9 protein-coding genes are annotated in these 16,462 nt (G+C 43.6%); 3 read left to right on the top strand and 6 right to left on the bottom strand.

All coding sequences use genetic code 11. The features are described 5' to 3' along the window. The first annotated feature begins 43 nt into the window (after positions 1–43). Entirely contained in the window at positions 44–1,351 is a 1,308-nt protein-coding gene (murA, locus tag ABD960_RS06490; RefSeq protein WP_345330125.1) for a UDP-N-acetylglucosamine 1-carboxyvinyltransferase, read from the top strand. Positions 1,352–1,499: 148 nt separating this feature from the next. After that, positions 1,500–3,053 (top strand): ArnT family glycosyltransferase, encoded by a 1,554-nt coding sequence (locus tag ABD960_RS06485; protein WP_345330124.1) that lies wholly within the window; start codon positions 1,500–1,502, stop codon positions 3,051–3,053. Positions 3,054–3,259: 206 nt separating this feature from the next. Here ABD960_RS06485 and ABD960_RS06480 read toward each other — a convergent pair whose 3' ends face one another. After that, positions 3,260–4,621: a pyridoxal-phosphate dependent enzyme gene (locus ABD960_RS06480; protein ID WP_345330123.1), complete on the bottom strand. Its 1,362-nt coding sequence runs from the start codon at positions 4,619–4,621 to the stop codon at positions 3,260–3,262. Between the two features lie 160 nt (positions 4,622–4,781). Between ABD960_RS06480 and ABD960_RS06475 the strand changes: the two genes are divergently transcribed. Beyond that, on the top strand, positions 4,782–10,640 hold the full coding sequence (locus tag ABD960_RS06475) for a carboxypeptidase-like regulatory domain-containing protein (protein WP_345330122.1): 5,859 nt from the start codon (positions 4,782–4,784) through the stop codon (positions 10,638–10,640). Here ABD960_RS06475 and ABD960_RS06470 read toward each other — a convergent pair. The 5 genes from ABD960_RS06470 to ABD960_RS06450 form a co-directional block, all read right to left on the bottom strand. After that, on the bottom strand, positions 10,637–11,500 hold the full coding sequence (locus tag ABD960_RS06470; RefSeq protein ID WP_345330120.1) for an AMP nucleosidase: 864 nt from the start codon (positions 11,498–11,500) through the stop codon (positions 10,637–10,639). The two genes, ABD960_RS06475 and ABD960_RS06470, sit on opposite strands and share 4 nt — an antisense overlap. A gap of 147 nt (positions 11,501–11,647) precedes the next feature. Then, complete coding sequence (gene clpX, locus ABD960_RS06465; RefSeq protein WP_345330119.1) at positions 11,648–12,886, bottom strand: ATP-dependent Clp protease ATP-binding subunit ClpX; 1,239 nt, start codon at positions 12,884–12,886, stop codon at positions 11,648–11,650. Between the two features lie 106 nt (positions 12,887–12,992). Next, positions 12,993–13,700 (bottom strand): ATP-dependent Clp endopeptidase proteolytic subunit ClpP, encoded by a 708-nt coding sequence (clpP, locus tag ABD960_RS06460; protein WP_345330118.1) that lies wholly within the window; start codon positions 13,698–13,700, stop codon positions 12,993–12,995. A gap of 280 nt (positions 13,701–13,980) precedes the next feature. Then, on the bottom strand, positions 13,981–15,330 hold the full coding sequence (gene tig / locus ABD960_RS06455; protein WP_345330117.1) for a trigger factor: 1,350 nt from the start codon (positions 15,328–15,330) through the stop codon (positions 13,981–13,983). Between the two features lie 83 nt (positions 15,331–15,413). Further along, a complete protein-coding gene (locus ABD960_RS06450) occupies positions 15,414–16,403 on the bottom strand; it encodes a cytochrome C (RefSeq protein WP_345330116.1) in 990 nt (329 codons plus the stop codon). Positions 16,404–16,462: the final 59 nt, after the last annotated feature.

The raw sequence follows: 16,462 nt of genomic DNA, 5'->3' as shown, positions 1-16,462 counted from the left end.
AGGTATTAACCTTGCCATATCTGTTTATTACCAACACTAATTTATGAAGAACGCATTTGAAATAATTGGCGGCAAAAAGCTTAAGGGCGAAATTATACCACAGGGCGCGAAAAACGAGTCGCTGCAGATACTTTCGGCTGTGCTGTTAACCGAAGAAAAAGTTACCATAAGCAACATACCCGATATTGTTGATGTTAATAAACTGATAGAATTATTGGGCGATATGGGCGTTACGGTTGAACGCCTTAATGATGATACCTATACCTTTGAGGCTAAAAATATCGATCAGAACTTTTTCCAGTCTGATGCTTTTAAGGCCAAAGGCGGTGGCTTGCGCGGTTCTATCATGATAGTTGGCCCGCTGCTGGCCCGTTTTGGCAAGGCGGCAATACCAAAACCCGGTGGCGATAAAATTGGCCGCCGCCGTTTAGATACCCACTTTCTGGGTTTTGAAAAACTAGGCGCCCGTTTTAATTATGATACCACCGAGGAATTTTACAATGTTGATGCATCAAACCTGCAAGGCACCTACATATTGCTTGACGAGGCCTCTGTAACCGGCACTGCAAATATTGTGATGGCCGCCGTTTTAGCCAAAGGCACCACCACCATTTACAACGCCGCGTGCGAGCCTTACCTACAGCAGCTTTGCAAAATGCTTAACCGCATGGGCGCGAAGATTAGTGGTATAGGTTCAAACCTGCTTACTATTGAGGGTGTTGAACGCCTGGGCGGTACCGAGCACCGTATGCTGCCGGATATGATCGAGATCGGCTCATTTATTGGTTTAGCCGCCATGACCGGTTCAGAGATAACCATAAAAGACGTTCAGTATAAAGAGTTAGGCGTTATACCTGATGTGTTTAAACGTTTAGGTATTAAAATGGAGCTACGGGGTGATGATATATTTATCCCCGAGCAGGACCATTATGAAATTGATACTTTCATCGACGGATCTATACTTACCGTTGCCGACGCGCCATGGCCGGGCTTTACCCCTGACTTGCTGAGCATTGTGCTGGTGGTTGCTACACAAGCTAAAGGATCAGTGCTTATCCATCAAAAAATGTTTGAGAGCCGTTTATTCTTTGTGGATAAGCTACTGGATATGGGCGCTAACATCATCCTTTGTGATCCGCACCGCGCTACTGTTATCGGTTTAGATAAACGCATACAACTGCGTGGTATTTCCATGACCTCGCCTGATATTCGTGCCGGTGTATCATTACTTATCGCGGCCTTATCAGCGAAAGGCAAATCAACCATTTACAACATTGAGCAAATTGAGCGTGGCTATCAGCATATCGATAAAAGGCTTATAGCGTTAGGCGCTGATATAAAACGTATCTAAAAAAAGCATTAGTTACCTTACAAGGGGGCTGGGTTGTTGATTTGAGGGGATGATAGACAGATTACCCGGCATCAACAGTTCAGCCCTTTATTATTTGGAAGATAACAGACTTAAACATTAACTTTATCAAACCAGTTTTTAACCACGCATGATCTACAGGAATAAGCGGGCCGAGTATCATAAGTTTGTATTGATATTTGTGCTTGTAAAGGTAGCGCTTAATTTGTTAGCCATTTCAAACTTCGGTTTTCACCGCGACGAGTTGCTGCACCTTTCACTGGCTGATCACCTGGACTGGGGGTTTAAAGAAGTACCGCCATTTATTGCCCTGCTTGCTAAAATATCATTAGGCCTGTTCGGCGATTCGGTATTCGCTTCCCGCCTTTTCACTACAATAGCCAGTGGCATAATCATCTGGCTAACCGGCATGATCACTATTGAACTGGGCGGCCGTAAGTTCGCCATCGCCATTGCCTGCCTTTCCATGATATTCGCCCCTGCGTTCGCTGCCAGCGGGTACCTGTTTCAGCCAGTGGTGTTCGATCAGTTATGGTGGGTATTAGCGGCCTGGTGTATGGTACGGTATGTAAATACCTCATCTACATTATTTTTATACGGCTTTGGCTTAACCACTGGCGTGGGCATGCTTACCAAATATACTATGGCTTTCTTCGCGGCAGCGTTAGTTATATCGGTATTGATCAGCAGGCAGCGTAAAGTATTATTTACTAAACATACCCTTGGCGCGGCAATGTTGGCGCTGGTAGTGTTTTTACCCAACCTGATATGGCAATGGCAGCATAACTTCCCGGTGCTGCAACACATGAGCGAACTGCGCGAAACACAGCTTGAATACATTAAAGCAGGCGACTTTATTGCGCAGCAGCTAATGGTTAACGGCATTGCCCTGTTCGTTTGGTTAACCGGCTTTGCATTTTTGCTGGTATCTTTCAAGCTTCGCAAGTATCAGTTTTTGGCATTTGCCTACATCCTCATCTTCATTTTTTTGTTGCAGATGAACGGCAAAAACTACTACTTGTTTGGGGCCTACCCTATGCTGTTTGCAGCTGGTGGCTGCGGGTTCGATCGTTTGTTTAAAACAGCGGGCAATCCATTGCGCGCTGTAGCTATTATAGTCGTAACCTTGCCTAATTTACTACTGCTGCCAACAGTTTTGCCGGTGTTACCCTTACATCAAACCGTTAGAGCAATTAGTTTTACTAAAAATTTGATGCCCGGATTAAGTTTTTTAACGCGTTGGGAGGACCAGCAACAACACGCCACAACGCAGGATTATGCCGACATGCTGGGCTGGGATGAAATGGCCGGCCTAACCGCCAAAGCATACCATGGGCTAAGCGACCAGGCTAAAGCACAAACGCGCATCTTCGCCGAAAATTACGGACAGGCCGGCGCCATCAATGTATTTGGCAAACGGTTAAACTTACCGCAGGTGGTATCGCTCAGCAGCAGCTTTTCGCTTTGGGCGCCCGACAGCCTGGTACCTAAATACCTTATTTACATTGCTGAGGATGATGAAGGCGTAAAAGAATTGCAGCCCTTTATAGAGCGCTATGTGAAAATAGGCTCGGTTAATAACGCGCTGTCCAGGGAAAAAGGTACCGGTGTATATATATTGTATAACCCACTGCCATCGTTAAACCAACGTTATAAAAAAGAACTTGCTGAGCTAAGAAAGTAATGTGAGTTAAAGAAACTGAAAGCCATCATCTGAATGATCATTTCAACATCTTTGACGTATGCCTGGTAATAGCATTTAAATCCAGAAAACTCAAAACGGCGTTAAATGAAGGTTATGTGTGTGTATATTCTTGGTTATTCAGCAGGTAGTTACTTCATCTAACCCGACCCGCAATCAACCTTCCTAAATCAACAATTCCTCTCCCCTTACGCTGATATGGCGTTAATAATATCGTACTGTGTAATAATCTCCGCTTTTCCTTTTTCATCGGTTACCAGTACGGCGATGTTATCTTTATTGATCATGGATGATATGCGATCTATCGATGTGTTCAGATCAACATAAGGGAATGGTGCCGTGGTGATATTTTTTACTGGTTGCGATTTGAGACCCGGGCTTTCAAGCAGTGCATCCAGAATATCACTCTCCGTTACCTTACCGATGATGTTGCCATGCTGCGTAACGGGTATTTGCGAGATGTTGAGCGTTTTAATGGTGTTGATGGCCTCGATAACCGTTTTCTCATGATCGATGGTTATGATTTCAGCACTTTCCTTTTTGCTGATGATATCGCGGGCGGTGAGTTTATCATCCTTTAGGAAACCACGGTCGCGCAGCCAGTCATCATTATACATTTTACCCATGTAGCGCGAGCCATGGTCAGGGAAGATCACCACCACCACATCGCCTTCTTTAAACCTGTCCTTCATTTGCAGCACACCTGCAACGGCCGAACCTGTGGAGTTACCGGCGAAGATGCCTTCCTTACGGGCAATCTCACGGGTCATCAGCGCGGCTTCCTTGTCAGTCACTTTTTCAAAATGGTCTATCAGGCTAAAGTCGACGTTCTGAGGTAAAAAGTCTTCGCCTATACCTTCGGTGATGTAAGGATAAATCTCGTTCTTATCAAAAATGCCGGTTTCCTTATATTTTTTGAATACCGAGCCGTAGGTATCAATACCCAACACCTGTATAGCCGGATTTTTCTCCTTAAGGTAACGTGCCGTGCCAGATATTGTACCACCGGTGCCCACCCCTACTACCAGGTGTGTGATCTTACCTTCGGTTTGCTCCCATATCTCCGGGCCGGTTTGCTCGTAATGCGCCTGTGAGTTTGACAGGTTATCATACTGATTAGGCTTCCATGAGTTGGGCACCTCCCGCTCCAGGCGAGATGAAACTGAGTAGTAAGAACGTGGGTCTTCCGGATCAACGTTGGTAGGGCAAACAATTACCTCGGCGCCAAAAGCACGCAGGGCATCAAATTTTTCCTTTGATTGCTTATCAGTACTGGTAAAAATACATTTGTAGCCTTTTATAACCGCGGCAATGGCCAGGCCCATGCCTGTATTGCCCGATGTACCTTCAATAATGGTACCGCCGGGTTTAAGCTTGCCGCTTTTTTCAGCATCCTCTATCATTTTGAGCGCCATACGGTCCTTAATTGAATTACCCGGATTGGTAGTTTCAATTTTTGCCAGAACGGTTGCCGGTATGTCTTTAACAATTTTGTTGAGCTTAACCAGCGGCGTGTGACCAATAGTTTCGAGGATGTTGTTATACCACATAAAAAGTATTTTTGTATAGCAAAGCTATAGATTTTATCAGATTTTACTCAATCAAATATCACACAGCCTATATATAAGCTAACCCAACCCGATATATTTAGTTTCAAACTGACCTGTACAAACAGTATATTAGTTGCGTTACCACGAGCCTTTACCCACAATGAAAAAACTGCCTTTACTATTACTTTGCCTCTTTTCAATAAATTGCCTGGCGCAGCAAAAGCTCACAAAAAGCCCCCGGAGCAGTAAATACACCTATTACTATAAAATAAGTGATGAGGACCTTTTAGCACTTTACCTGCACCCGGATAAAGAACCTGATGATAAAGTGCTGAAGCAAAAAGTAGACTCCGTAATAACAAAAAACGAAGCTTTATACACCCCGAAACTGGCGCCGGGCAATTATGTAAAGGTATACGCCTACGAGAACCGCCTAATGTTTAGCTTGCTCGAAAAGCATAATGTAGGCATTCAATTACTATCACAAGACAAGCGCATTGAATTTATACTAACCAATAACAACGGCTCCATAATAACCAACACTGCGGTAACTAATAATGGTGAACAGATAGCATATAACCAGGAAAACGGGATTTACTCTTTTAAACCGGCAAAGCAGAATGTTATAAAAGTGGTGCACAAGGGCGTTTCCAACTTTTTCAGTTTCAATCAACCTGAAATTGAAAAACCGTCTTTTTTAACGCGATGGTTTAAAAACATATTTTCAAAAAAACCTAAGCAAAGGCATTACACCTACAACCCAAAAGCAGACTACCCGGGTTTTGTAGTACTTAATAAACCTAAATACAAGCCCGGTGATACGGTAAGGTTAAAAGCTTTTATAGTTGATAAAAAAAGCAAGAAACCATTTAAAAACAAACCGGTACTGGTGCGCCTTGCAGATGAATACGGCGATGATGATTTTAAAACACTGGCTACCATAAACAGCTATCGCCCGGGTATGTACGAGTACAGTTTTGTACTGACCGATAGCCTGGACATTGATCTGGACGATACCTATCAGATTATACTGACTGATACCAAAAAGCTTCAGAAAAAGAACGATGACGACGATGATGATGACGAAGAAGAATTAGAGGAAAGCGAAAAGAACTATCTTCAATTTGTTAGCACTAAGTTTGAGTATGAAGAGTACGAATTAAAAGCCATCAACTTTAACGTACGTTCGGATAAGGAAACACATCAACCGGGCGATACGCTGAACATTTACTTGAAAGCTACGGATGAAAACGGATTGCCGGTGCCCGATGGCCGCGTTGATCTGCTGGTAAAAGCCAGCCTTATTAATAATTATAAAGGCGATCATGTTTTTGTACCCGATACGTTGTGGACGCATACCGTACAGCTCGATCCGCTGGGGGAAACAAAGGTTACGCTACCCAATTCCATTTTTCCTCCGGTAAATATGTCGTATAGTGTCCAGGCCGAGTTTCTGAATTCTTCAAACGAGCATCGCTCTGAATCGACATACCTGAATTACAAGGCTGACAATTATCAGGTAAAAACTAAACTAAACGGCGACACATTAAAAATACATAGCTACATAAAAGGTAAAAAATCGCCGTTAAAAGCAACCATATTTGCCATCAGCAACAGTGATACGCTTAAGACACAAAGACTCGTGTTGCCTGCAGACATAATTATCGATCCTTATGTGAGCGATTATGTTATCGTTACTGATAGCACACGGACTGAATTTAACTTAGGCATCGAGGAAACCGGCGTTGTTATAACAGGTAAACGTACAGCTGATTCGGCTAAAGTCGCCGTAAAAAACAAGCATAAACTGCATTTATGGTACAGCATCTACTTGGACGATAAACTATTTGAGCGTGGCGAAGCCGATTCGTTAAATTATAAAAAGGCCATCAAATCAAAAAGCAACGTCACCGTTTTCGCATATTATATATGGGGCGGAAAACTGCGTACCAGCAGGGAGTCGTTTTTCAACTACGATAAATCCTTGAACATTGATGTGCAGCAGCCCATGACGATATATCCCGGCCAAAAGGTTACAACAGAACTTACGGTTACAGATAGCAAAGGCAAACCCGTTGCTGATGCTGATATAACCGCATGGTCGTTAACCTCAAAATTTGAGGAATACCATGCGCCATCTGTGCCTTACTTTGGCAAGTTTGGTGAAGTGCCCAACCCCCTTACACGCTACCGGCAAAATGAATTAACAAACAACCAAACGCTGCTGCTTAACTGGAGCCGCTGGAGCCGTGAAATGGGATTGGACACTATCGAATATTATAAATTCACCCACCCCAATACGATTTATACTACCACCGAAAATACGCCTGATAACATAACGCAGATTGCACCTTTCGTAGTAAAAAAAGGCGACATAATCCCGGCACATATTGTTTATATTGATAATATACCGGTTTACTTTTCGCAAACGCAGGACCTGAAGCGCTACAGCTTCAGGGTAGACTCGGGTATGCACGATATCAGGATGCGTACAAATAAAATGGATATCGAGGTTAAGGACGTCGTAATAGCGCATGGAAAAAAAACCATATTCAGCATTAATGCTGATTCGACACTTAAACGCTTTGACATTAGTATAAACAAAGCGCCCGACACCTTGCTGAATGATGAAAAGCGGACACTGAATAATTACCTGATCAGTGTTGAAAATACCTTTAAAATGCAATTAGCAACGCTGCAACAGGGCGAAAGGCTATTTTTACTTAACCCGAAGGCCACCGGAAATAGCAAGCAGCGCGTTTTAACCGGCCCGATAGCGCCAAACCTGGCTACTTATAAACTCGGCAGTGAAAAGGAACAGAATTTTATTACTGAAACAGGTTATAATTATACCTTTTTACCGGGTTTGTTAAAACAAAAAAGCTTTGATGGCAATCCGTATAATAAGCAACTAAACTACGGTGAACCTGTGGTTGACTACACCCACCTTGCACTCACTCCTACCGCGGTTGATACCCTTTGGCAAAACTACCTCGACAGGCGCAGCCAAACATTAAACCTTTTTGAAAACAGCTATACACCGGCTAAAAACGCCGGGAGACTAAAAATAAAATTAGTAGCCGAAGAAAAATACTTTATTAAGAATGTGCTGATCTATAAAAGCAAAGACATTGAATTTTTAAGGATTTACCGAGGCAATGAGAGAGACTTTGGGAACCTTGAAGCAGGTGAATACCGGTTGATGTTTTTATTGAAAGGCGATGAATATTTTGTTCAGGATGACATCATTGTAAAACCTCACGGAGCTAACTTTTATGCCATATCATTAAAGCCTCTTCCGCGCGATTCGGTAAGTATAAAAATAAACCGGGTGATTCAGCAACGCGCCGGGATGCATAATAATACCGATAAGGAAATCAGGAACGACGCGCTGCTGATACAAGAAACTTTTAACGAGAAATATACAGATATTAAAAATTTCACAAACGTAATTACCGGAACAGTTATCGGCGCGAGTGATAAAGCACCTCTGCCCGGTGTAAGCATAGCGGTAAAGGGTACTAAGCATGGGGTGGTTACCGACTCAAAAGGTAATTTCAGGCTTAGCGTACCTAAAACCGGCAAGATAACGGTAGCCCTTATCGGTTACATCACAGAGGAATTTACAATAAAGCCGGGAGATAATTATGCTTTAATGCTAAACGAAAGTTCCAGTCATTTGGACGAAGTAGTTGTGGTGGGTTATGGTTCGCAAAGTAAAAAAGCGTTGACCGGCGCAATCGCATCCGTAAGTGCTGAATCTCCACAAATTTTCAGTTCGCTACAAGGAAAATTAGCCGGTTTATCTATAACCCATGGTGCGCCGGAAAGTGGATATACGATACAAGTGAGAGGCTTAACCACGCTTACAACTGGCGCTAACCCGCTTGTAGTGGTTGACGGTAAAATAATAACTGAGGCTGAATTTAAAAGTATGAACCCGAATGATATAGGCGATATATCTGTCTTAAAGGATGCCGCGGCCACCGCCATTTATGGCGCTCGTGCCGCCAACGGTGTTATACTTATTACCAGCAAAAAGAAACAGGCAGCCGACGAAGCAGAGGCGAACCTTGCTGCCCAAAACGGTGGTAATACGTTACGTAAAAACTTTAAGGATTATGCCTACTGGCAACCCAGGTTAACAACGGATGTTAACGGCAAAGCCAGATTTACCACCGTCTTCCCGGATGACATTACCAATTGGCGCACCTTTTTTATCGGCATAAGCAATAACATGGAAACCGCGCTTGCCGAAGGCAGCATTAAATCGTTTAAACCGGTGAGCGCATCGCTAATATCGCCGCAGTTTGCTGTAGAGGGCGATAAAATGAACGTCATCGGCAAGGTGATGAACTACAACTCCACTCCCGCCATGTTGCAACGCACGTTTAGTTACAATGGTTCGCCTTTAAAGCAGGATTCATTATCGGTAGTTAATTCAAAAATAGATACCTTGACCATTACAGCATCAACTAACGATAGCTTATCTCTTGAATACGCCATAAAGCGTACTAATGGTTACAGCGATGGCGAGCAGCGGAAAATACCTGTTGTTAAACCGGGCGTGCAGGAAACCAAAGGCATTTTTGAAGTAATGCGTGGCGATACCAGCATAAACCTGAAGTTTGATGCGGCCTTGGGTAAAGTAACTTTCAGAGCTGAGGCATCTGCATTGCCGGCGTTGCTTGAGGAAACAGATAAATTGCGCGAATACCGCTACCTATGCAACGAGCAGCTGGCATCAAAACTAAAGGGGCTGCTTAGCGAAGAACGGATCAAAAAATATCTTAAACAGCCATTCACGCGCGAAAAAAACATCCTCGAGATCATCAAAAAGCTAAACGAGAACAAAAAGGGCAGCGGCCTTTGGGGATGGTGGAAAGAGAGCGATGAGGAGATGTGGATCAGCAGGCATGCTATTGAGGCGCTGCTTGATGCTGAAAAAGCCGGTTACGGCACCCATTTCGACAAGCAGAAAATAACGGCGTACCTATTATTCCAGGCAGAAAAATATAGCAATTACGATAAACTATACGTACTGGAACTTCTGCTTAAGCTTGAAGCCAAAGCCGATTATAAAAAGTATATAGCCGCTGTTCAAAAAGAGCAATCTGTATTAAAATACCAATCGGCCTATAATAAATACCGCCTGATGCTGATACAGCAAAAGGCCGGGCTACAGGTAAACATTGATGAAGTGTTAAGCAGTAAAAAAAGCACCATGTTCGGCAATGTTTACTGGGGCGAAAATAATAGCTATGCCTTTTTTGACAACTCAGTGCAGTTAAGTATACTCGCTTATCAAATCATAAAAAACTCAGGCAAAAACCAACCATTGCTTGACAGGATAACCGGCTACCTGCTTGAACAGCGGCGTGATGGCGGCTGGCGCAATACCTACGAATCATCTTTAATATTGGAAACTATTTTGCCTGATTTGATGAAAGAGAAAGATGGTCTGAAACCGTCGCGACTGGTATTGTCGGGTGGTAAAAACGAAACGATTAACACTTTCCCCTATTCAGCCACATTCGATGGCCAGTCGCTTGGCATCAGCAAAACAGGCACCTTGCCGGTATACATTACCGGATACCAGCAATACTGGAACAGCAGACCCGAAAAGGTAAGTAAGGATTTTACCGTTAATACCTGGATTGAAAGCGACGGCGGTAAAATAACCAGGTTAAAAGGCGGCAAAAAAGTTACGCTGATAGCCGACGTTACCGCACGTGCCGACGGCGAGTTTGTGATGATTGAAATACCTATCCCGGCCGGATGCTCTTATGAAAGCAAAGAGCAATCGTGGCGTAATAACGAGATACACCGCGAATACTTTAAAGAAAAGGTAAGCATATTTTGCCGCAAGCTTAAACAAGGGCAATACAAATTCGAGGTTGAGCTAATGCCACGCTACAATGGAGAATACACCCTTAACCCGGCAAAGGCCGAGCTGATGTATTTCCCGGTATTTTACGGCCGCGAGAGCCTTAAGAAAGTGAGTATCGGCGGCAATTAAAACCGCAGGTGCTTAACGGTTAGGCCGTTGTTAATAAGCTGCTTTAGCGATTCGATACCAACTTTAAGGTGTGTTTCCACATAGCCTTCGGTTACTTTGGAGTCGCTTTCGCTGGTTTTAACGCCTTCAGGTATCATTGGCTGGTCAGACACCAGGAGCAGCGCGCCGGTCGGTATTTTGTTGGCAAAACCGGTTACAAACACGGTAGCGGTTTCCATGTCGACAGCCATAGCGCGTAATTTTTTCAGGTACGCCTTAAACTCCTTATCATGCTCCCAAACGCGGCGGTTGGTAGTGTAGCAGGTACCTGTCCAGTAATCGAGCGACATATCTCGTATAGTGGTTGATATCGCTTTTTGCAGTGCGAATGATGGTAACGCAGGCACTTCCGCAGGCATATAGTCGTCAGACGTTCCTTCGCCCCTTATGGCTGCTATCGGCAATATCAGGTCGCCTACGTTATTCTTTTTTTTCAGGCCACCGCATTTGCCTAAAAATATAACGGCCTTAGGCTTAATGGCGGTAAGCAAATCCATCACAGTTGCCGCAACCGGGCTACCCATACCAAAATTGATGATGGTGATGTTGCCGGCTGTTACACTTTGCATTGGTTTATCTAAACCCATCACCGGCGCATCATCATTCCATTGCGAAAAAAGTTGGATGTACTTTGAAAAATTGGTAAGGATGATGTACTGCCCAAACTGATCAAGTGGCCTACCGGTGTAGCGCGGCAACCAATTGGCTACAATAGCATCCTTAGTTTTTAAACCGCGGCGTATAGGGCTCTCTACTTCTTTTACCTTCTTGGCATTCTCTACAATGTCTTCATCTTTTTTTACTACGGTTTCTTCATTCATATCTATTTCTCCTTATTTAATTCTATTACACGAAGTGGTTATTGATCTCGCTGATTTACAAAATCTCCGGATACAACAAACCCCGGCGTTTCACCAGGGTTCGTTTTTATTTTCAATAAAGATAGCGTTTGCGCTATTGGGTTAATGTTAAGCTACTTTTAACTTTTTCAGGTCTGATTTCTCAAACTTTTCGCGGGCATAATCCAAATTAACGGTTAATTCTTTCACATCCTTTTGTGATGGGAATTCAAACATAGCGTCTATCATTATCGCTTCGCAGATGGAACGAAGCCCCCTGGCCCCTAACTTAAATTCCATTGCTTTGTCTACTATAAAATCAAGCACTTCATCCTCAACCTCAAGCTTAACACCTTCGTACTCAAACAACTTTTTATATTGTTTAAGCAGTGAGTTTTTAGGCTCGGTAAGTATATTGTGCAGGGCATCACGATCGAGCGGGTTAAGGTAAGTTAACACCGGCAAACGACCGATCAGTTCAGGTATCAACCCGAAAGATTTTAGATCCTGCGGGGTGATGTATTTGTACAGGTTTTTCAGATCAACCTCGGCATCATCGTTGTTAAACTTGTAACCCACTGTTTGGGTACGTAAACGGCCCGCAATTTTACGTTCAATGCCATCAAAGGCTCCGCCGCAAATAAACAGTATATTGCTGGTGTTAACCGTGATCATTTTCTGATCAGGGTGTTTACGGCCACCTTGCGGTGGTACGTTCACCATTGTACCCTCTAATATTTTCAAAAGCGCCTGTTGTACGCCTTCGCCGGATACATCGCGGGTAATGGAGGCATTGTCGCTCTTGCGGGCAATTTTATCCACCTCATCAATATAAACAATACCACGCTCAGCGGCAGCTACATCATAATCAGCTGCTTGCAGTAAGCGGGTAAGTATGCTTTCCACGTCTTCGCCTACATAACCGGCTTCGGTTAAAACGGTAGCGTCGCAAATGCAAAAAGGCACATTTAATACTTTGGCAAGCGTTTTAGCTAACAAAGTTTTACCGGTACCGGTCTCTCCCACCATAATGATGTTTGATTTTTCAATCTCTACCTCGTCCTTGTCAATACGTTGATTAAGACGTTTATAGTGATTGTATACCGCTACCGAAAGTATTTTTTTGGCATCATCCTGGCCGATGATATACTGGTCAAGATGTGTTTTGATCTCGCCCGGCTTAAGCACCGAGGGAGTTGAAGGCGAGCTTTTAACTTTACGAACCTTAAGTTCTTCAGCTAAAATCTCGTTAGCCTGATTTACGCACTTATCGCATATATGCGCGTCCAATCCGGCTATGAGCATCAGGCTATCCTGCTTACCTGCACCACAAAACGAACACCTGATCTCCTTGCTATTTTTAGTCATTGCTTTTTGCTTTGATTAAATTGGACAAATTTAATAAAAATAATCCAGTTTGTACAACATTAACGACGTGTTGCCTTTTTGGTTTTAGCAACACGCCGTTAACTGCTTATTTTTTAGGGTTGCTACCGCGCAACACCTCGTCAACCATACCAAATTCTTTGGCTTCTTCAGCAATCATCCAGTGGTCACGGTCCGAAGCGTCCCATACTTTCTCGAAAGATGAACCGCTATGATCGGCGATGATCTGGTATAATTCTTTTTTCAGTTTGGTGATCTCGTGGTAAGTAATCTCAATGTCAGACTGCTGACCTTGCGCACCGCCTGACGGCTGGTGAATCATCACCCTCGAGTGCGGTAACGCCGCGCGTTTGCCTTTGGTACCTGCGCATAATAATACGGCACCCATTGATGCAGCCATACCGGTACAGATGGTTGCCACATCATTTGAGATGAACTGCATGGTATCATAAATACCTAAACCTGCGTACACGGAACCACCCGGAGAGTTGATATAAATCTGGATATCGCGTTTGCTATCGGCCGATTGCAGGAACAGCAATTGTGCCTGTATAATATTGGCGATGCTGTCATATATAGCATCACCTAAAAAGATGATACGGTCCATCATCAGGCGCGAGAACACGTCCATCGCCTGAACGTTTAGCTGGCGTTCTTCTAAGATATACGGTGTCATGCCGGTTGGCAGGTGCGCCCTGTCAACGTTGGCCATAAATTTATCTACGTGCAAACTGTTAATGCGGTGATGCTTAACAGCATATTTTCTGAATTCGTCTCTGTCGATATTACTGCTCATTGTATTAATTGTTTTTTAGGTTGGGCGTAGTTGCCCGGCTTTAAATATATACTTTTTACTTGAATACTATTTTTAGTTTAAGGTTTTCAAAAAGTAAAAATATTTGGTGTGACTCACCTCGTCATCGCTGCGCTCAACGTCCGGCTCTGCTGCGCAAACAGGTAAAGGAAAGGGGTAACAATATCAATCTTGATTACCAACCTCTAATCACTACTCCCAAAAAACACAAAAGCAACTTTGTTAAAGTTGCTTTTGGTGAATATTGTATGGAAGCTGTTGCTTAGTTTGCCAGTTTGGTAAACTCGTTGTAAGCAATCTCTTTCTGATCGAGGGTTATAACGCTCTTAATGTATTCAAACACTTTAAGCGCTTTAACCTCTTCAAAAGTGCGGTTAGCATTCTCTTTGTTTTGCAGGTATTGTACAGTGTACTGGCCTAATTGCTCATCCGTTAAAGGCTGAGGGCTGTACATTCTGAACTGTGCATCCAAACGTTGTTTAGCCGCTTCAAAAACTTCTTCGTACTTGATCTCGATGTTGTTCTCAACAATGATCTTGTTAGCAATCAATGTCCATTTAAGGTTTTTAGAGAATTCAGCATAACCTTCTGCAAGCTCTTCGTCACTCAACTTTTCGTTGGTAACCTTTAACCAGCGTTTCAAAAACTCGTCAGGCAGCGGAAAATCAACTTTACCGGTAGCATAGTTGTATATCTCATCCTGCAGTTTACGCTCGCTGTCTTGCTGCATCATAGCCTCAAGCTCTTCAGTTATCTTAGCTTTAAACTCCTCTTCGGTGGTAACAGTACCTTCACCAAATAATTTATCAAAGAACTCCTGGTTCAGATCGCTTTCCTCTAAACGGTTAACATTTTTTACCGTTAAGCGGAAGTTTGATTTAAGGTCGGCAGCAGTGTCCTCGTCTATTTTTAACAGACCGGCAATTTTCGCCGCGTCGCCGTCATAAGCTTTCTGAATATCAAACTCAACGGTATCGTCTTTTTTCAAACCGATCAATGAAGCTTTGATAACTTCATCTTTAACCTGATCTAAACGAACCGATACAGTTTCGTTGATGCCATCTTCAAAAACAGAGCCATCCGGAGAAAGCTGCTCTAATTGCGAGTAAAGCACATCGTCATCTGCCGATACGTCAGGGTTTGTCATTTTGCCATAGCTGCGACGGATGTTTTTGGTACGTGACGCCAAAGTTTCGTCGTCAACCTTAATTACGTACTGGGTAACTTTATCCTTTGATGTAAACTCCTGGTCAAACTCAGGCGCCAAACCAATTTCGTAGTTAAACTCAAAAGTGTCAGCAAAATCCCAGTTATACTCTTTGTTATCATCCGGTTTTGGCAGTGGCTGGCCTAAAATATTCAGTTTCTGCTCATCAATATAGTTATTCAGCGTATCTGATAACAGGTTGTTGATCTCATCAACCAAAATGCTTTTGCCATACATTTTTTTAATGTGACCGGCAGGCACCATACCCGGACGGAAACCCGGCAGTTTGGCCTTTTTAGCGTGGTCTTTAATGGCTTTGTCAACGCGCGGAGCATAATCTTCCGGCGCAAGGTTAATTTTAAGAACTGAGTTCAGGTTATCAACTTTTTCCTGTGTAATATTCATCTTCTGCGGATATTTAAATTTAAACAAGGCACAGCATTGCCGTACCGTATTTTGAGGCGCAAAAGTATAAATTTTATTTTAATTTATTTAGCTTCAATTGAGTTAGCCTGAAATTTTACTACCTGGTTTTGCATCGGCTTAATGGTTTGCAGGTAAGCATACATAGCTTCCAGGTCGGTAACTTTCATTTTGCCATACTTCCACCAAGGCATTATGGTTTGAAATTCGCCCGGCTTTACGGCCGAAGGGCTCATGCTGCTATCCGCATACATCCTGAACCGGTTTACAAACTCCTGTTTTGTCCAGCGGCCAATCCCGCTCTCTTTATCGGGAGTTATGTTTGATGACTTAAGCGTTGCCCCGGGCAGGTTGAATGCCTTTCCGCCTGCAAACTCAAGCCCGGCGATAAGTTTGCCCTTATCATCCTGGCTATGGCAATCGCGGCAAGCCGCTATTTGTACCAGGTATTCGCCGTATTTAAGTGTATCACTTTCCGGCGGGCGCTTACTTAAGGTTGCGGGCTGCGGCATGGTGTTGACAATAAAGTTTAACGGAAAATCGAGCTGGTGGGCCGGATAATTCTTGCCATCAGCTTTTAACGTACGCATGTAGGCAATTATAGCGTACACATCCTCCCTATCCATTTTTGAGTAATACTGCCAGGGCATTATCGGGAATATGGCCGATCCATCCTTTTTTACTCCAGTGGTAATGGCTCGGAATATTTCGCCGTCCGTCCAGCTTTTTAAATTAAGCGGGGTGATGTTGGGTACATAAACTAACCCGGGAAAACCGATGCTCTGGTCAAATTTATCGCCGCCTACACCGATATACGCGGTGTCAATCGGCCCGGCAAACTTACTGAAATCACGTGGGGAGTGGCAGTCGACACATACAGCAACATGGTTGGCCAGGTACTTACCACGCGCTATGCGTTGCGGCGTAAGCTGTACGGTTATGTTTTCAGGGTCGCCCACATTGGGCAGCGCGTAGTTAATGTAGGATAGCCCTGCAATAGCTATCACAACAACTAAAGTCAGGATAATAGCTATCCACTTGGTTAACTTTTTCATTGTGTGGTTTGGTTGATTATTTTGAGTGTTTTTGCTTAGACGCAAAAAGACACGCAAAT

Source organism: Mucilaginibacter defluvii (assembly GCF_039543225.1).
Classification (GTDB): domain Bacteria; phylum Bacteroidota; class Bacteroidia; order Sphingobacteriales; family Sphingobacteriaceae; genus Mucilaginibacter; species Mucilaginibacter defluvii.
Note: the sequence above shows the minus strand (reverse complement) of the source record. Positions and strands in the feature narration are given on the sequence as shown.